Below are 18,289 nucleotides of genomic sequence, written 5' to 3'. Positions count from 1 at the left end.
CGGGCTTGGGGGCACTCCAGACCTTGTCTTTAGTCGCTTAACCATTTACGGGACCCCATTTTGTTTCCAGACGTCTGAAGAGCTCTTCATGGCGCTTTTCGTCCTGCTATTCCCTGCTGACTGGTGATGCAGCCCTGACGTTTTCGTCTGAGATACTCCAGCCAACGTTTATCACTTCACTGTCTTTCCTGTCTGAATAACCTGATATCAACGAAAATCGGCAATGCATACAAAAATGGGTATTTGTCTGATAACTCAACTGAAAGGTGGATGACAGCTTTTAAGAATGAAATCTCTCTAAGCCAGTTGAATTTACTGTAAAGTATCATTTGTTAGTACAAGATACTTAATTACAACTTAAATATCATTAGGAATGTTTTTATAGTACACACATAACATCTTGTTTATATTAGAATAATATTTTATCATGAAATGATTCCTAAGGTCTTTTGATAGCGAGATCATTTGTTTAAAATCTAACTCATGAAATAACTCAACGGCATTTTGCTTTTCTGGAAATAACCCATAGTTATCACCATTCATAAGAGTTATGACCTTTTATGTAAAATTGAAATCATCCTCACAGTGCTGTGATGCCATCTCGACCTATCATAAGAGTGGCATGTCTGCGTATATACTATGATTTTTTTCTTTTAAAATAATATGTTATATGATTTTTTGCACTTAATAGCAGAAAACCATAGGTTTCCCAACACCAGGATATTATTTTGAAGCAGTCATCTTTAAATATTTATCAGTAAGCCAACCTGATGTGTTCAGTAGAATCAGGCGATAATATAATGTTTTATTTTGTGTCTAAATATTAATAGCTGGGCTCAATAAGAGTCTGTCTGGAGAAATAACATAATGAATGCGATTGAACTTTCTGAACAATCACAAGCAATCCATGATTTGAATCTGACTTACCTTTTATTGGCACAACGATTAATTTTGGAGGATAAAATATCTGCCGGCTTCAGACTGGGACTAAATGAAGCGACAATGGAATCTCTGGTGGGTTTATCTCTTCCTCAGTTGATTAAATTATCGTCTACCGGACAATTAATTTGTCGTTTACGTATAGACAGTGAAATGATACTTAATTGTTTAACCAGAGATTCAAGGATTGATGCTCTGCAACGTATTCACACTGGAATTATTCTTTCCACAGAATTACTGGATTCATTGTCCGAACAGAAAAACATTGCCATCTGAGGGTACGATTATGAGTGATAAAAGCATTATTAATGAAGTTAAGGATGCTCAAATTGCAATGGAACTGATTAATCTTGGCGCAAGAATGCAGGTTCTTGAAAGTGAAACGAATCTGAGTCGTCGGTGGTTATTAAGACTTTATAAAGAAATTAAAGGGTGTTCGCCTGCAAAAGGTATGCTGCCATTTTCTGCTGACTGGTATATGTCATGGGAACAGAACATTCATTCTTCGATTTTCTATAACATCTATCGCTTTTTGCAAAAGAAAAACTTTGGCCGTCCAGTCGAAGTCATGCTTAAAGCTTACCGACTGTATCTGGACCAGATTCAGAAGGAATCCGGTGAGAAGTCTATCCTGAGCTTAACCAGAGCCTGGACGCTGTTACGCTTCATTGACTGCGGAATGGTAGAATTGACGCGTTGTTGCGGTTGCGGTGGCAGTTTTGTCACAACACCAGGATACAGTTTGCACACCTTTACCTGTAGCCTGTGTTTTCCACCTTCTCGCGCAAGCAAAAAAATGAAAGAACAATCAATTGAACATGTAAGCCATGAGATTTAATGAAAACTAATACGCATATCTTCCTGCCATCTGTGGATTTCAAATGCACAGAATGGCAGGGATGGGGGCGATTATAAAGACGTGGAGTGACAGAGGTTTTCTGGCTGCTATCTTCACCAGACTCATACAGAAATCCGGTAACTATTTCCAACGTGATGATGAGAATGATCGCCGTCTTCTCCATAAAGTGATGGCATATTTCCAGTCTGAACTATTAATTTTCGCAGAGTGGTTACTCTTTCCATATGGATTTCGAGTAATTGATTACTCCTTTGATTCAAATCACTTGCACGACGTAGCACCAAAGTAATCCCTTCCCAACGAGTGGCAAGTCTGGCATTATTTTTATAAGGAATATAAAGCTGTGCATTTTTTTCTGCATGCTTACGTTCTTCATCATAAAAATTAATTGCAGCCAACAAACGACTTTTATTATCAGAGATAACCTGAAGCGAGACTGGATTTATTCTCGCGCGGCTGAGCTGGGAAACTTCTTCCAGCAAGGTACCTTCCAGTTCATCAAGAAGTGTTTGCAATTTAATAAGATTTTTTTCTAACTGATCTTTCACTTTGTTACTCCTGGTTTATGAAAATCGAATAATCTCATCAACCAACCGGGCGGCGATATGATCACTGTCCAGGGTTAATTCACCGGCGGCTATTTGCGCAGAGATTTTGGCGAGGCGGGCGTGGTCTACATCGTTGGAATCATCTGAGGTAAATCTGTCAGACAGATGACTTAATTCAACATGCACACTGGCATCTTGATCGTCGGATCGCAGTGATCCACCCTGCGGTTGAGGCTGACGTGAATCCGTTGATTGTCGGATGTCAGCTCCCTGTACAGGAGAGGTCTGGCAAATACGCTCGATACTCATAGTTATCCTGATTCGAAATAATAATGAATGGGTACTATGTATATCGGCGTACAGGGAAATAACTGAAGTCAGTCGTTCTGGCTGATAAATGCCTTACCGTTACCTACGGCTGTCGCCAGCAGGGTTTGCCCGGAGTGCATTTGTACGCGAAATGACTCTCTGAGGGTTGCATTGTCTAATGCTTTTCCGGTGGTATGAATCTCATAATCATCGCCTTTGGTCATCACATCAACTTTTTCACCTGTGTGGATCACCCATTGCTGGCGTAGTTCGCTGAAAGTCAGAGGATGATTTGGTTGTATCCATCGGGTTGGCGTTGCACCAATAATCTTCTGTGGGTCGAGGATGAGATCGGCTGGAAGATGGTCAATATTCCCTCGTTGTGACTGGATATCATTCTGACTTACCGTTTGCCCAGGTGTAAGTTCATGTGCTGCCAGCCAGTATGTCGCCGTGGCACTTACAGAAACCTGGATGAATTTCTGATGTGTTCCGCAAGAGGCAATAATGCTGTGATTGCCGCTTAGTTTTTTTGTATGGCCAGGTAAACGTAATGCCGGGTTTCCACAAAGTGTTGCCAGTTGAGTGGTAGGGGTCAGGATCGTAACCTGTAATTGTGGCATTCCCTGACTATAAGGGGCCAGCAGCAATGCGATACGCGACGACAGCGACTGACCGGTTGACTGTGAGGCATGAGCCAGGATTGTCAGATTAAGATAAACGATCAGGAAAAGTAATAAAACGAGGGGTAAACGTTTAAATAACATTTGTTATCGACCTTTCGTCAGAAAAGCTTTCGACTTAAGACATGCACAATAATATATCCTGAGAAGCAATTTTTTTACTCGCTAATGTGATGCCGTAAAAGCGTTTGTTTGCAGGATAGACATTTCAAAATATATCAAAGTGTTTTTTGTATGCCATTTTGGGGAACAATCTGGTTAATTGACGTCATTGCTGTCGCATATTTGCATTATGGTTTTTTCGACCTCTCACCATAAAATGCACCGCAATATTGTTAATAAACAAGAAAGGTTTTATCTCATGCTGGATAAACTCGACAGTGAATTCCGGTTTCAGCAGCATGCGTTGAGTCTGCTGACGCAACGCCAGGGCATCCTTGCTTCTAATATCGCGAATGCTGATACACCAGGATATCTCGCACGGGATATCGATTTTTCGCAACAGTTAAAGGAAGCCGTTAACCGCAGTCAGGCGACTGACAATAATATGAGTCTGACGGTTACCTCTGAAAGACATATTGCTGACAGTACGCATTTAATGACTGATCCACGACCTCTTTATCGTATACCCGATCAACCCAGCGCTGATGGTAATACCGTAGATATGGATCGCGAGCGTGTTAATTTTGCAGATAACTCAGTGAAATATCAGTCCAGTTTAACGTTTCTGACATCACAGATTAAAAACATGATGACGGTTGTTAGTCAGGGATAAATAAAATTATGTCACTTCTAAGTATTTTTGATATTTCCGGTTCAGCGATGGCCGCCCAGTCTCAGCGTCTGAACGTCAGCGCCAGTAATATGGCCAATGCCGACAGTATCGCCGGGCCGGACGGTAAACCATATAAAGCCAAACAGGTCATTTTTAGCGTTGATCATGCTGCGGATCAGGAGATCGGCGGAGTGAAAGTCAGTGATGTGGTGGAAAGCGATGCGCCGGATCGTCTGGTCTATGACCCTGACAACCCTCAGTCAGATAACAAAGGCTATCTCCATATGCCGAATGTCGATGTGGTGGGCGAAATGGTTAATACCATCTCAGCTTCCCGCAGTTATCAGGCCAATGTCGACGTAATGAATACCGCGAAAACCATGATGCTCAAAACACTGACTTTGGGTCAGTAAGGAAATAGTAATGTCGGTTTTACCCGTCATGACACAACGCAGTTCTGCCGCAGTTAATAAAGCCAGTCAAGCAGCAACCAGTAATAGCGCGGCCTCCGCCACCAATGGCAGCAGCGCCGAAGATATTATGAATAACTTTATGCAGTTGCTGGTTGCGCAAATGCAGAATCAGGACCCCACCAATCCGATGGATAACAACCAGCTTACGACTCAGCTGGCGCAGTTTAATACGGCGGCGGGTGTGCAGCAGTTGAACGGCACAGTGAATAGCGTCGGGATGCTGGTCACCAGTATGCAGCAGATGAATGCTGCCGAATGGGTAGGGCGCCAGGTATTGGTAGAAGGTGATACCACTGTTTCTACCGCACAGGGTGGCAATAATCAGTTTGCGCTCTCTGTCAATCAGGATGCGAGCGACGTCACTGTCACGCTGACTGATGATGCAGGAAATGCTTACACCGGAAAATTGAAAGATGTTAAAGCCGGCGTGCATGAATATACCCTGGACGATCTCAGTGATTTCGAGCCTTCCGATCCACGCACAGTAAGCGATACGAATTTTACCGTTTCGTATTCCGCTACCAACCCGGACGGCAGCACTCCTGACATCGTGTCGCTGAAAAAATCAAAAGTAGACAGTGTTTCTTTCACCCAGACAGGGGCTGTTCTGCAGTTAGGTAATGATGAGACGGCCACGTTGGCCAATGTCTATCTCATTGAATAATCAATTTCATTATGTTGTTTTTCGGGAAATAAAATGAGTTTTTCACAAGGTCTTAGCGGGTTAAACGCCGCATCACAGGCGCTGGACGTCGTCGGCAACAATATTGCCAACTCGCAAACTGTCGGGTTTAAGTCCGGCTCTATTTCATTTGCCGACGTGTTTGCAGGTTCGCAAATCGGTATGGGCGTTCAGGTCGCTGGCGTTGATCAGAATTTCAGCGATGGTGTTCTTGGCGCTGGCGCCAGCCCGCTGGATATGGGTATTCAGGGCAATGGCTTCTTCCGTATGGAAACCGAAGCGGGGAAAATATTCTATAGCCGTAACGGTCAGTTTAAGACCGATGCCAATGGCTATATCGTGAACAGTCAGGGGATGCGCCTGAGCGGTTATATGGCCATTGGTACACCGCCAACTGTCCAGGCTGGTTCACCGGTCGGGCCTTTGCAGATCCCAACGGGCGCGATGCCGGCAAAAGCCTCTAATGCAGGTAGCCTGAGCGGTAACCTGGATTCCGGAAATACAAAAATTGATACAGTAACGCATCCGTTTAAAACGACTGATGGCGATTCCTATAACTATTCTACCCAAGTGAATGCGTATGACAGCCAGGGTAATGAGCATGCCATTAATGTTTATTTTGTCAAAACGGCAGATAACACATGGTCCGTCTACTCTAATGACTCTACCGCTCCGGGCGCTACACCGCAAAAACTTGACATAACATTTGATTCCAGCGGAAAGCTCGTTACGACCCCCGCAAATCTGAAAGTCGATGGCGCTTCGTACAACGGTGCCGCAGCACTTAACTTCGATCTCGATTTATCCAAACTGTCGCAGCAGGCTTCCGATAACTCGATGGATAGCCCGGAAACTACGGGTTATGCGCCGGGTACGATGACGGGTTATGTCGTTGGCGATAACGGCCAGATTGTTGCTTCTTACAGCAACGGGCAGCAGCAGTTACTGGGCCAGGTTGTTCTGGCTAACTTCAATAACCCAGGCGGGCTGCAGCCAGCAGGGAACAACTGTTGGTCTGCGAGCCCGGAATCCGGCCAGCCGGTCGTTGGGATTTCTGATACCGGGAACCTCGGTACGCTGCGCGGTAACGCACTGGAAGCCTCAAACGTGGATCTGAGTAAAGAGATGGTCAACATGATCGTCTACCAACGCAACTATCAGTCCAACTCTCAGACCATCAAAACACAGTCTGAAGTCCTGCAAACGCTGGTTAACCTGGGTTAATAGCAAAACATGGATCACGCGATATATACCGCTATGGGGGCCGCAACGGCGGCCCTCGATCGCCAGGCCGTGGTGTCTGATAACCTGGCTAATGCCTCGACGCCGGGGTTTCGCGCACAGATTGCCGCTTATCGTGCCGTTCCGGTAGACGGCCCGTCAATGGCGACCCGCACGCTGGTGACCGAATCGACTCCTGGTAGTGACTACTCCTCGGGAACAGTCGAAAAAACCGACCGCACGCTGGATGTCGCGCTGCCAAAAGAAGGGTGGCTGGCAGTACAACTGCCGGATGGTACCGAAGGTTACACCAAAAACGGCAATATCCAGATGACGGCGGACGGGCAACTGCAAGTCCGTGGTCTGCCACTGATGGGCGATGGTGGTCCGCTGACCGTACCTACTCAGGCAAAGTTAACTATCGCGCCAGACGGCACCATTTCTGCGTTGGGTGCCGGTGAAGAACCGTCAGCCGTAGCGCAAACCGGGCGCATCAAGATTGTCAATGCGCTACCAGGCGAACTACAGCACGGCGATGACGGTGTATTCCATACCCGTGATGCCAGTTCGCTGGCGGCGGATACGAGTCTGCAGCTTATGCCGGGGATGCTGGAAGGCAGCAATGTCAGCCCCGTCAATTCAATGGTGAACATGATCACCACCGCGCGCAGCTTTGAAATGAATATGAAGGTCATCACAACCGTTGATGACAATGAACGTAACGCTAATCAGTTATTGAGCGCCAGCTAATCACTGGTAAGGAGTAATAACGCATGATCCGTTCCCTGTGGATTGCAAAAACGGGCCTGGAAGCACAACAGACCAATATGGATGTTATATCCAACAACCTGGCTAACGTAAGTACCAATGGTTTTAAACGTCAGCGAGCTGTATTTGAAGATCTGTTGTACCAGACGCTACGCCAGCCGGGCGCTCAGTCATCTGAACAAACCACTATTCCTTCCGGTTTACAGTTAGGAACAGGGGTAAGACCGGTGGCCACTGAGCGAATTCATAGCCAGGGCAGCCTGGCCCAGACCAACAACTCGAAAGATGTGGCTATTGAAGGGGATGGATTCCTGCAAGTTATGATGCCGGATGGCACCACAGCGTATACCCGTGATGGTTCGTTCCAGCTTGATCAGAACGGTCAACTGGTGACTTCCAGCGGTTATCCGGTTCAGCCGGCGATAAACGTACCGCAGGATGCAAAATCTATCACCATCGGCAACGACGGTATTGTCAGCGTCACCATTGCCGGGCAGGCGCAGCCACAACAGGTTGGGCAGCTTACCCTGAGTACTTTTATCAATGATACCGGTCTGGAAAGCATTGGTGAAAACCTGTACCGGGAGACGCAATCTTCCGGTGCACCGAATGAAACAACACCTGGTCAGAATGGCGCAGGTACGCTGCGACAGGGCTACGTGGAAACGTCGAACGTCAACGTGGCCGAGGAACTGGTCAACATGATTCAGACTCAGCGTGCCTATGAGATTAACAGCAAAGCTGTCTCTACTTCGGACCAGATGCTGCAGCGTTTAACGCAGCTTTGATTTGTGCCTTTGAGCCGCAGGTGGTTTCGCGGCTTTTTTTTATTATGTGATCGTTATGACCTATCCGATAGATTCTGGCCGCTTACTGCGGCGTCTGTTAACGCATGTTGCCCTGGTCGCGCTTCTTTCAGGATGCGCGTATATCCCTCATAAACCGTTGGTCGAAGGTGCAACATCTGTGACGCCGCAGATCCCGTATCAGCCTGCTAATAATGGCGCGATTTTTCAGCCTGGCGGCACGATGAACTATGGCTTTCAGCCGATGTTTGAAGATCGTCGCCCAAGAAATGTGGGTGATACATTGACCATCGTGTTGCAGGAAAATGTCAGCGCCAGCAAAAGTTCGTCTGCCAATGCTTCTCATGGCGGTTCGACAGGGCTTTCATTCAAGACAATCCCGCACTTTATCGAAGGATTGTTTGGTGGCGATCGGGCTAATACGGAGATCAGCGGTAAAAATGAATTCTCGGGTAAAGGCGGTGCGGCTGCTCGAAATACTTTCAGCGGTACGCTCACCGTCACGGTCAGCGATGTCCTCGCTAACGGCAACCTGCGCGTGGTCGGGGAAAAGCAAATAGCGATAAACCAGGGGACTGAGTTTATCCGTTTCACCGGTGTGGTTAACCCACGGACAATCAGTGGTAGCAATACAGTGGTTTCCACGCAGGTTGCCGATGCGCGTATCGAATATGTTGGTAACGGTTATATCAACGAAGCCGAACAAATGGGCTGGTTACAGCGTCTGTTCCTGAATCTTTCTCCGTTCTAAAGGTGTCGGTGATGAATCGTTATTTTTGGCATAAATTTACCCGTCTGACCGGCCTGTTATTGTTAATTATGCTCTCCCTGTCGGTCAGGGCAGAGCGTATCCGCGATTTGGCTTCGTTGTCAGGTGTGCGTGGTAACTCTCTGATGGGGTACGGTCTGGTCGTTGGTCTGGATGGTACAGGCGACCAGACCATGCAAACACCGTTTACGACGCAGACGCTAAACAACATGCTTTCGCAGCTGGGGATCACCGTCCCGCCTGGGTCGAGTATGCAGTTGAAAAACGTTGCTGCAGTAATGGTAACGGCAGAACTGCCGCCTTTTGCCCGTGCGGGTGAAAAATTCGATGTGGTCGTCTCGTCTATGGGTAACGCCAAAAGTTTGCGTGGCGGCACATTGCTGATGACGCCGCTGAAAGGCGCGGATAATCAGATCTATGCGCTGGCGCAGGGCAATTTGCTGGTTTCCGGCGCCGGAGCTCAGAGCCGCGGAAGCAGCGTACAGGTGAATCAGCTCAACGGCGCACGTATTACCGACGGCGCAACCGTTGAACGTGAAGTACCGATGGATTACGCCAACCAGCGCCCGTTAAAACTGTTGCTTAACGCGAGTGATTTCTCTGTTGCCCAGAAGATTAGCGACACCATTAATCGCCGTTTCTATTCCGCAGCTGTGGCTGAAGATGCGCGGACAGTAAAACTGTATGCGCCAAATGGCGAGGCTGCCAGAGTCCGTTTTCTGGCTGCGGTGATGGATTTGTCACTGAATGTTGGTTCCGGAGATGCTCGCGTCATTATTAACTCGCGTACCGGGTCGGTGGTCATAAACCGCCATGTCACGCTTGATACCTGTGCTGTTGCCCAGGGAGATCTGAGCGTGGATATCGCCCATTCCAGTCAGGTGAGTCAACCGGACACGCCATTGGCTGGCGGACAGACGGTAGTTGTGCCGCAAACTCAAGTCTCTGTTCGTGAGCAGGGCGGTTCTTTGCAACGCGTCAGCACCAGTGCCGATTTAAGCCATGTAGTACGGGCGCTGAACAGTCTCGGTGCGACGCCGAATGATTTGATGGCGATCCTGCAAGCGATGAATGACGCCGGTTGCCTGCACGCACGCCTGGAGATCAATTAATGAACAGCCTGTCAATGATATCTAATGGTGCCGCATTTGATGAACATAGCCTTGACGGGCTTAAGCGGGACGTAAAAAGTAATTCGGCAAACGGTCTGAGAGCCGCGGCACAACAACTCGAAGGGTTGTTTGTACAGATGATGCTGAAGAGTATGCGCGATGCCTCGTTGGGAAGCGGGGCGATGGATTCACAACAGTCCTCGATGTTTACTTCGATGTTCGATCAGCAAATTTCGCAGAACATCGCGCAAACGGGGAAACTTGGCTTTGCGGATCAGATGGTCGCCCAGATGGGCGGTGGTGTTCATCCGCATACCGCCACTTCTCAGCCGTATGTCCCGTCCACGTCGCATTTTAATGCGGCGCTGCCTCATTTACCGGCGCATTCTTTCTCGCTATCGCAATTAGTGCCTCGTTCTGTTCGGGAGCTACCCGAAACGGCACTACGGGAAGGGGGCGGTTTTATTTCACGCCTGCTGCAACCTGCTCTGGCCGTTGCCCGCAAAAGTGGGATCCCGCATCAGCTTATTATTGCGCAGGCCGCGCTTGAATCAGGCTGGGGAAATCGTGAAATCCCAACACAAAGCGGCAAACCCAGCCATAACCTGTTTGGCATAAAAGCCGCATCTGACTGGCACGGTGAAACGACGGAAATAACCACCACCGAATATAAACATGGGGTGGCGAATAAGACCAAAGCGCGATTTAAGGTTTATCCGTCTTATACAGCGGCGCTGGAGGATTACGCGTCATTACTGGTTAATAACCCGCGTTACCGACATGTCTGCAATGCCGTAAAACCAGAGGCGGCGGCAAAAGCGCTTCAGTCAGCCGGTTATGCTACCGATCCTGCATACGCACATAAATTAATTAACATTATTCAACAAGTTAAAGGTCGGGCTGAGCATGCTGTGAATGCCTATAACACGGACTTTTCATCAATATTTTAAATACAGTCTTTAGGGAATTTCACTCAGGCCGATTTATTAGTAAAGCAGCGTTTTTATAACCTAAAGATTTCAATCAGCGTCGACATGGCGGGTACTTTATGAATTTATTATATCTGGCTCAGAATGGATTAAGCGCGGCGCAGTGTGCCCTTAACGTCGTCGGAAACAACCTGACGAATGCCGTAACGGCAGGGTATAGCCGTCAAAACATTATGCTTGGAGAAGCGGGCGGCCAGTCTACTAATTATGGTTTTTTTGGTTATGGTGTCGCCGTGGATGACGTTCAGCGCATGTATGACGGATTCCTGAATAATCAGGTACGTGGTGCAACAACAGAATTTACCACCATGCAGGGCCGTTACCAGCAGGTCAGCCAGATTGATGACATGTTAGGGGATGATACCAATAACATCTCCACGACGCTTGGCAATATGTTTACGGCAATGGAAGCGGTCAGTGATAACCCGCTCGATCCTGCTGCGCGTCAGGGTGTATTGTCGCAATTTGAAGCGCTGGCGAATCAGTATCGTTCTAACAGCAAGACTCTGAATGGCCTTGATAAAAATACCAACACGCAAATCAGTCAAAGCGTTGAAGATATCAACTCCTGTACCACTCAGTTAGCAAATCTGAATGCGGAGATCGACAAGATTCATGGCCAGACGGGCGGAATGCCTTCCGATTTACTCGATAAACGCGATCAACTGTTAAATAAACTGAGTACGCAGATCGGCATTAATGTCACGGAAAATAAAGACACGGGCAGTGTGAATGTCTCAATGCAAAACGGCATGTCACTGGTCAATGGCAGCAAGTCTTACAATTTAAAAGCGACTCCGTCAGATAAAAATCCGTCTCAGATGCAGGTTGCTTACATCGATGCCACCGGTAATCCCCAGTTGCTGGATGAAAATGCCACGACAGGTAATCTCGGCGGTTTGTTTAAATTCCGTAATACCGATCTGGTCGATGCCCGTAATCAGCTTAATCAGTTAGCGCTGAAAATGGCGTCGAGATTTAATGAGGTCAATAAAGGTGGCTATGATCATAACGGTAATCACGGTGGCGATATTTTCAGTCTCGATGCTCCGCAGGCAACAGGCTATAACTCTAATAGCGGCAGTGCTTCCCTGGGAGTGACCATAGATAACGCCTCAGCGGTTAATGCCGAAGATTATACTATCACCTGGAATGGCACATCTAATGCCTGGGAAGTGAAAAACAGCGAAGGTAAAGCCGTTACGCCAACCGTTAATCCTGGTGGTTCACTCTCATTTGACGGCATCACCGTGACACCGACAGGTACACCCAATGATGGTGACAGCTTTACGCTGAATCCTGCTTCCGGCGCGGCAGATAGCATTAAAGTGGCGATTACCGATGGCGATGGAATTGCTGCCTCCGACTCGCAAGATGTGACAGACCAAAGCAACAACAAAAATATTGCGATACTGCTCGGTCTTAAGGATGAAAAGATTGTCGGAGATATGACCCTGACCGGTGCTTATGCCAACCTGGTAAGTTCTGTGGGATCGACGGTCAGCACCCTTCAGGCAGAACAGGATACCGCCGGAAAAGCCTGCGACCAGTGGGCAATGCAACAGCAGGCGGTTTCAGGGGTAGATATGAATGAGGAATACGTCAACTTACAGATGTTTTCTCAATATTATCAGGCCAATGCCGAAGTGCTTAAAACAGCTAACAGTCTTTTTGACACACTGTTAAGCCTTAAATAATACGTCACTGACATATTCTATTTTGAGATAATCGCTATGCGCCTTAGCACCAGTTTTATGTATCAGCGTCAGTTAGACAGTATGTCTAAAGCCATGACCAATTATAACGATCTCTCCGTGCGCCTTTCTGCCGGTCAGACTCTGTTGAAACCGTCTGACGATCCAGGTCAGGCATCACAGGCGGTGATGTATCAAAATGCGCTTTCACGTCTGGGCGAGTTTGATACTGCAAGAAAATATGCTCAGGATGCCCTCGGGCAGGAAGATAACACGCTGACGTCTATATCCGGCTTACTGACCGAAGACCTTGCTGGCAAAATTGTTCAGGCGGGATCTGAAACGTACAGCAAAGCGGACCGCGAAGCGCTGGCGACAGAATTATCCGGGATCCGCAGCCGTTTGCTCGACCTGGCGAACAGCAAAAACAGCGATGGACAGTACATTTTTGCGGGCTATAAAACAGGTGCTGCACCGTTTCAGGCCGATGGCACCTACGTTGGCGGTACGACGCCAATGACACAGAATGTGTCAGACAGTACGGAAATGCAGACCGGTACGACAGGTGATGCGCTTTTCCCGACTGATGCGGTAACGGGCGATAATATCCTGCAATCCTTACAGAAGACCATTGACGCGTTAAATAATCTGCCGGAAAACCCGAACGACGTTGAACGTAAAACGTTTGAAGCAACCATTGGGCAAACCAATACTGATGTACATAAAGCCATTGATAACCTGGGAAAAATCCAGGCGCGTGTAGGCTCAAGTCTGCAACAGCTGGAAACGCTGGGAAGCAGTGCTGATACTCAGGCGATTACCGTACAGAGTCGACTGCAGGAATCAACCGGTTCTGACTGGGACACCATGATCAGCGTATTATCTGAATCGAAAATGTCTGAATTTGCTTTAAATTCATCCATGAGCGTTTTTCAGGCAATGCAGCAGCTTTCTATATTCAAAACGCTTGGGTAAATATTGAACCCTGACCTGATTCAGGGAAGGGGAAATATATCTATTATTAGGGTAATCACTTACCAGTAGGGTATTTTTTACTTTGGTTAAGAAATCATGTTAAAACACTTTAATATTTCGACCTGGATGAATATCCTGCTGGGTATGTTCATCTTATTTCTCGTGTTGGTATCCGGTTTGAGTTATGTGAACTCAAATAACGCATCAAGGAATTTTGACAGAGCCATCTTATCTCTGGATAAGAATGAATCTCTGATGATGGCGGCTATCTATACGCTTGACAGTTTCAGCGGAATTAATTCGCTGATGATGCACAATATTACCAAACAAGAAATTACTCAGGATGAAATAGATACTTATCGTGATGTGTTAAATAAATCACGTAAGCTAATCAGCCAGTTTATGGATAAGCCGTTCACCACCCAGGAAGAACATAACCGGGCGCTGGTTGTCAAAAAAAGCTTTGAGGATGCTCTGGACAGAGAAACCAATAAAATGGGATTCATCACGCATCCGGAAGATTATCCAGGCAATATCGTTGCTGACGATATGGACGTGCAACATGCATTACGCACTAGTATTGACGCTTATCTGGACGAAGCCGCTCGTGTTACCAACAAATTTAATGTCGAGTCAGACATAGAAACGCAAAGAATAACCACCATCTCGGTGATTACGCTATTGCTGGGCTTTGTAATATTTTTAGTTTCGCGGATCTGGTTAAAACGCAATCTTTTTCAACGACTTGAGATGGCAAAAGAGGCGTTCAGGGCAATAGCCAGCGGCGACCTGAGCCATCAGACAAAAATTGGTAATCTGAATGAAATCGGCTTAATGCTGGCTGAAGTTGAAAAAATGCGTTTGTCGCTGACGGAAACGGTTAATGGCATCCGTGGCGGCGTGAAGCAGATTTACCATAATGTTCATGAAATTGCTAGTAGCAACAATGACTTGTCATCACGCACGGAAGAACAGGCTTCTGCACTGCAGCAAACTGCTGCCAGTATGGAAGAGCTAAAAATCACCGTTCGTCAGAACGCCGATAACGCCCACAGCGCCAGACAACTTGCAGAAAGCGCCAGCATTAGCGCACGCAACGGCGGTGATGTGATGAGTAATCTTGACGGAATTATGCGTGAAATATCAGACAGTTCCCGCCAGATTGCAGATATCAACGGCGTTATCGACAGCATTGCTAATCAGACCAATATTCTGGCGTTGAACGCGGCAGTAGAAGCGGCGCGTGCAGGTGAACAGGGGCGCGGGTTTGCCGTTGTTGCCGGTGAAGTTCGCAACCTGGCTAAACGTAGCGCAGATGCAGCAAAAGAGATTCGTTTGCTGATTAATACTTGTGTCGCCAACATGAATACCGGTTCTCAGGAGATGGTTGTCGCCGGGGAATCGATGAAGGAGATCGTCAAATCTGTCATTCAGGTTACTGATATCATGGCAGAAATTACCTCAGCTTCTGATGAGCAAAGTATCGGCATAAGCCAGATTGCGCAGGCAATCAATGAAATGGATCTGGTTACGCAACAAAATGCTGCGATGGTAGAGCAGGCCGCTAAAACCACCAGTGATGTCGAAACGAATGCCGGGGAATTGGATAATATGGTTTCTTCTTTTGTTGTCGAAGAAGAAAAAGATAAACGTTCCTGGAATATTAAAAAACAAACCAGAAAACATGTATTACCTGATGTATCGAAAAAAACACCAATTCAGTCAGATGATGAGTGGGAATCATTCTAAATTAAAATAATAGTAAGATACATATCAGGATAATTATTAGGTATATAAAAGATGAATTTACCTTTGATTATTGAAGTCCTGATATGTTTCACTTTAATCGCTTTTATCAGGCTATGTGATTACCCGGGAATGCCGAATAATAAGCCTTCATTGTAATAATACGGAATATGGTAAAGTGAAGGGGTTATATAATCTGGCTGTAACATATAATAAGAGTGATTTATGGGCGCAATTTGGCGGATTGGTCCGCCACGAAGCCCTTAAATTGCAAGCTCGACTCCCTGCCGGGGTTGAACTGGATGACCTGATGCAGGCTGGTGCAATAGCAGTGATGAACGCAGTCGATCAGTTTGATCCCAGTATGGGGGTGAAACTGAAAGTTTTTCTGGCGCAGCGTGTTCGCTGGGCATTCATTGATGAACTGCGTGAAAATGACTGGGCGCCGCGCCGCATAAGGCGAAAATCGCGTGAAGTTAGCGCAGCGATAGCTCGCGTGGAACAGCGAACCGGCAATGCAGCGACAGAACAAGAAGTCGCAGCGGAACTGGAAATGTCGCTGCAGGATTACCAGACTGTTTTACAGGAAACAAACTCAAGCCTGATATGTTCGCTTGATGAGCTGATGGAAGATGGGGTTGAAGGGTTCGAACTTTCTGAATTTCAAACTGATGAGGAAAATCCTTTAAACGATATTCTGCGTAAAGATCTTATGCAGAAAATTAGTGAAGAAATTCAGCAGTTACCCGAGCGAGAGCAGTTTCTATTAAATCTGTATTATCAGCAGGATCTTAATATGAAAGAGATTGGCCTCTTGTTATCTGTGACAGAAACACGCATCAGCCAATTACACAGTCAGACAATCAAAAGATTAAGAGCAAGGCTTGAAATGCATGCAGATATTAATCTGCAATAACTTGATGTCCTGAGGTTGGTCATTCAGTTACAGATATTATTATCTAATATGTGATTGTCGTACCTCCTGTACAGATATGCAACCATGAGCATTCGCCTTCGTGATTTTATTATCACGATAGAGATTTCTCTTTGTCGTTGTTTACGCTGCCGTCGGGATGTTCGGTAGTTTTTCATCGTAGTGAACATCTCTGTCAGCCTTTTTTATACCAGGCATGACCGATGGTAAGGAGCGAACATGCTTGTTTTATTAGGATATTTTGTAGTTTTTGTGACTGTGTTTGGTGGTTATGTCCTCGCCGGAGGATATCTGATGTCATTATATCAGCCAACCGAATTTTTGATTATCGCTGGCGCAGGTCTGGGTGCATTTATCGTTGGTAATAATGGCAAGGCTATTCGTTCAACTATAAAAACATTTCCTGTCTTATTCCGGGCTAAGGCACTTTACTCAAAAGAAATGTACATGGATTTACTGGCTATGATGTTTTTACTGCTAAGTAAAGGACGTCAAAAAGGGCTAATGTCACTGGAAAATGATATTGAAGATCCTGAAAGCAGTGATATTTTTTCTTCTTATCCCCGCTTATTGAAAGATAAAAGCGTGATGAATTTTATGGTTGATTACCTGCGACTGATGATCAGTGGCAGTATGAACGCCTTTGAAATGGAATCTTTAATGGATGAGGAAATTGAAACCTGCGAAATGGAATATGAAACAACGGTTCACAGTTTGCAGACTGCAGGTGATGCTTTACCGGCATTCGGTATTGTGGCGGCCGTTATGGGGGTCGTAAACGCCCTTAGCGCAGTAGATAAACCCGCCGCTGAACTTGGTGCTTTGATAGCCCATGCGATGGTGGGAACCTTTTTAGGGATCCTGTTGGCCTATGGTTTGGTGCTTCCGCTGGCGTCTCTGTTACGGCAGAAAAGTGCCGAGCAAATAAAAATGCTTCAGTGTATTAAAACTACGTTGCTGTCATGTATTCATGGTTCTGCGCCGCAAATTGCGGTTGAGTTCGGTCGAAAAACCCTCTTTACCAGCGAACGTCCGGGCTTTGCCGAGCTTGAGGAACATGTTCGCCAGGCGAAATATTCGGCCAATAATTCTTCCACAGGTGAGGCCCCATGAAGAACAACGGGACCGGCAACATTGTTGTTGTAAGACGCTCAGGTAATAAAAAAGAAGGTTTACATGGTGGTTCGTGGAAAATCGCTTATGCCGATTTTATGACTGCCATGATGTCCTTTTTTTTGGTTATGTGGCTGGTTTCTTCCTCCACGCCAGAGCAGCGTCATCAGCTTGCAGAGTATTTCAAAATCCCCATCGGCGTACCTATGGCCGAACATGGCGACAAAGATACTCAGAGCCAAAGTATTATTCCCGGCGGTGGCGAGGATGTTGTTCATCAGAATGGGGAAGTTCAGAAAACTGTTTTGCAAAAGCAGGAAGATCATTTCTATTCGGGAAATAAAACGCTGAAGCATGCAGAGTCAAAGCTGCACGACATCATGAAGACGGATGCCCGTCTGAACAAATTCCGTTCAAATTTACGTTTATCGTTGACCCCGAATGGACTGTTGATACAGATAACGGACAGCCAGGAACGCCCGATGTTTAAAGTTGGTAGCTGGACACCGGAAACCTATATGGTCGGAATTCTGGAGGCATTAGTGCCTGTTTTGAACCAATTACCGAATCACATAATGGTAACCGGACATACTGATTCGTTGCCTTATGCCGGCGGCGACGCAGGCTATAGCAACTGGGAACTTTCCGTTGATCGTGCTAACGCGGCGAGAAGAATACTTATTAATCATGGTCTGGAAGTTGGCAAATTCTTACAGGTTATCGGTGATGCTGACAGTATGAATCAGACCGGTACAGCGAAAGACGATCCCGTCAACCGTCGCATCAGTATCCTCGTGCTGAGTGAAGAGAAAGAACAAGAAATTATGAACGAGGATAAGTTGCTTAACAGTGATGTGACAGAACAAAAACTCTCTGCGCCATCCAGCAAACCTG

Annotated in this window: 20 protein-coding genes; 17 read left to right on the top strand and 3 right to left on the bottom strand. The window is 46.6% G+C overall.

The features are described 5' to 3' along the window. The first annotated feature begins 867 nt into the window (after nucleotides 1-867). A complete protein-coding gene (gene flhD / locus D9738_RS13920; protein WP_130209555.1) occupies nucleotides 868-1,215 on the top strand; it encodes a flagellar transcriptional regulator FlhD in 348 nt (115 codons plus the stop codon). A gap of 10 nt (nucleotides 1,216-1,225) precedes the next feature. Continuing rightward, complete coding sequence (gene flhC, locus D9738_RS13915) at nucleotides 1,226-1,777, top strand: flagellar transcriptional regulator FlhC (RefSeq protein ID WP_130209553.1); 552 nt, start codon at nucleotides 1,226-1,228, stop codon at nucleotides 1,775-1,777. 122 nt (nucleotides 1,778-1,899) lie between these two features. Here the strand turns inward: flhC and flgN are convergent, their stop codons facing one another. The 3 genes from flgN to flgA all read right to left on the bottom strand — a co-directional run bounded on the left by flgN (nucleotide 1,900) and on the right by flgA (nucleotide 3,422). Beyond that, on the bottom strand, nucleotides 1,900-2,346 hold the full coding sequence (gene flgN, locus D9738_RS13910) for a flagellar export chaperone FlgN (RefSeq protein WP_130236383.1): 447 nt from the start codon (nucleotides 2,344-2,346) through the stop codon (nucleotides 1,900-1,902). 15 nt (nucleotides 2,347-2,361) lie between these two features. Further along, nucleotides 2,362-2,655, bottom strand: coding sequence for a flagellar biosynthesis anti-sigma factor FlgM (gene flgM / locus D9738_RS13905; RefSeq protein ID WP_130209549.1), 294 nt, complete (start codon nucleotides 2,653-2,655; stop codon nucleotides 2,362-2,364). A gap of 68 nt (nucleotides 2,656-2,723) precedes the next feature. Beyond that, nucleotides 2,724-3,422: a flagellar basal body P-ring formation chaperone FlgA gene (flgA, locus tag D9738_RS13900; protein ID WP_130209547.1), complete on the bottom strand. Its 699-nt coding sequence runs from the start codon at nucleotides 3,420-3,422 to the stop codon at nucleotides 2,724-2,726. Nucleotides 3,423-3,699: 277 nt separating this feature from the next. On the opposite strand from flgA, the gene flgB reads away from it, so the two are divergent. From flgB to motB, 15 genes are all read left to right on the top strand, one after another. After that, nucleotides 3,700-4,113: a flagellar basal body rod protein FlgB gene (gene flgB, locus D9738_RS13895; RefSeq protein WP_130209651.1), complete on the top strand. Its 414-nt coding sequence runs from the start codon at nucleotides 3,700-3,702 to the stop codon at nucleotides 4,111-4,113. Between the two features lie 8 nt (nucleotides 4,114-4,121). Continuing rightward, nucleotides 4,122-4,526: a flagellar basal body rod protein FlgC gene (gene flgC / locus D9738_RS13890; protein ID WP_130209545.1), complete on the top strand. Its 405-nt coding sequence runs from the start codon at nucleotides 4,122-4,124 to the stop codon at nucleotides 4,524-4,526. 10 nt (nucleotides 4,527-4,536) lie between these two features. Beyond that, on the top strand, nucleotides 4,537-5,250 hold the full coding sequence (locus D9738_RS13885; RefSeq protein ID WP_130209543.1) for a flagellar hook capping FlgD N-terminal domain-containing protein: 714 nt from the start codon (nucleotides 4,537-4,539) through the stop codon (nucleotides 5,248-5,250). Nucleotides 5,251-5,283: 33 nt separating this feature from the next. After that, on the top strand, nucleotides 5,284-6,492 hold the full coding sequence (gene flgE / locus D9738_RS13880; RefSeq protein ID WP_130209541.1) for a flagellar hook protein FlgE: 1,209 nt from the start codon (nucleotides 5,284-5,286) through the stop codon (nucleotides 6,490-6,492). A gap of 9 nt (nucleotides 6,493-6,501) precedes the next feature. Further along, complete coding sequence (locus D9738_RS13875) at nucleotides 6,502-7,239, top strand: flagellar basal body rod protein FlgF (protein WP_130209539.1); 738 nt, start codon at nucleotides 6,502-6,504, stop codon at nucleotides 7,237-7,239. 23 nt (nucleotides 7,240-7,262) lie between these two features. Next, nucleotides 7,263-8,045 carry a flagellar basal-body rod protein FlgG gene (gene flgG, locus D9738_RS13870; protein ID WP_130209537.1) on the top strand — a complete coding sequence of 261 codons (783 nt, stop codon included), beginning with the start codon at nucleotides 7,263-7,265 and terminating at the stop codon, nucleotides 8,043-8,045. 55 nt (nucleotides 8,046-8,100) lie between these two features. Next, entirely contained in the window at nucleotides 8,101-8,814 is a 714-nt protein-coding gene (locus tag D9738_RS13865; RefSeq protein WP_130209535.1) for a flagellar basal body L-ring protein FlgH, read from the top strand. A 68-nt stretch (nucleotides 8,815-8,882) separates the two neighbouring features. Further along, nucleotides 8,883-9,944, top strand: coding sequence for a flagellar basal body P-ring protein FlgI (locus D9738_RS13860; RefSeq protein ID WP_276319617.1), 1,062 nt, complete (start codon nucleotides 8,883-8,885; stop codon nucleotides 9,942-9,944). After that, nucleotides 9,944-10,894, top strand: a complete 951-nt coding sequence (gene flgJ, locus D9738_RS13855; protein WP_240780591.1) for a flagellar assembly peptidoglycan hydrolase FlgJ — start codon at nucleotides 9,944-9,946, stop codon at nucleotides 10,892-10,894. Before D9738_RS13860 ends, flgJ begins: the two co-directional genes overlap by 1 nt. Before the next feature lie 98 nt (nucleotides 10,895-10,992). Beyond that, a complete protein-coding gene (flgK, locus tag D9738_RS13850; RefSeq protein WP_130209531.1) occupies nucleotides 10,993-12,630 on the top strand; it encodes a flagellar hook-associated protein FlgK in 1,638 nt (545 codons plus the stop codon). A 36-nt stretch (nucleotides 12,631-12,666) separates the two neighbouring features. Next, nucleotides 12,667-13,602, top strand: a complete 936-nt coding sequence (gene flgL / locus D9738_RS13845) for a flagellar hook-associated protein FlgL (protein WP_130260442.1) — start codon at nucleotides 12,667-12,669, stop codon at nucleotides 13,600-13,602. 96 nt (nucleotides 13,603-13,698) lie between these two features. Next, the gene (locus D9738_RS13840; protein WP_130260441.1) at nucleotides 13,699-15,351 is read left to right on the top strand and encodes a methyl-accepting chemotaxis protein; all 1,653 of its coding nucleotides are present in this window, start codon (nucleotides 13,699-13,701) and stop codon (nucleotides 15,349-15,351) included. Between the two features lie 175 nt (nucleotides 15,352-15,526). Continuing rightward, a complete protein-coding gene (locus D9738_RS13835) occupies nucleotides 15,527-16,264 on the top strand; it encodes an RNA polymerase sigma factor FliA (protein ID WP_130209525.1) in 738 nt (245 codons plus the stop codon). Between the two features lie 237 nt (nucleotides 16,265-16,501). Next, nucleotides 16,502-17,395 carry a flagellar motor stator protein MotA gene (gene motA, locus D9738_RS13830; RefSeq protein ID WP_130209523.1) on the top strand — a complete coding sequence of 298 codons (894 nt, stop codon included), beginning with the start codon at nucleotides 16,502-16,504 and terminating at the stop codon, nucleotides 17,393-17,395. Further along, nucleotides 17,392-18,289, top strand: an 898-nt coding sequence (gene motB / locus D9738_RS24770) for a flagellar motor protein MotB (RefSeq protein WP_165383335.1), incomplete at its 3' end; no start/stop codon positions are given. The genes motA and motB, both read left to right, overlap by 4 nt.

The organism is Escherichia sp. E10V5 (assembly GCF_004212315.1).
Classification (GTDB): domain Bacteria; phylum Pseudomonadota; class Gammaproteobacteria; order Enterobacterales; family Enterobacteriaceae; genus Escherichia.
Note: the sequence above shows the minus strand (reverse complement) of the source record. Positions and strands in the feature narration are given on the sequence as shown.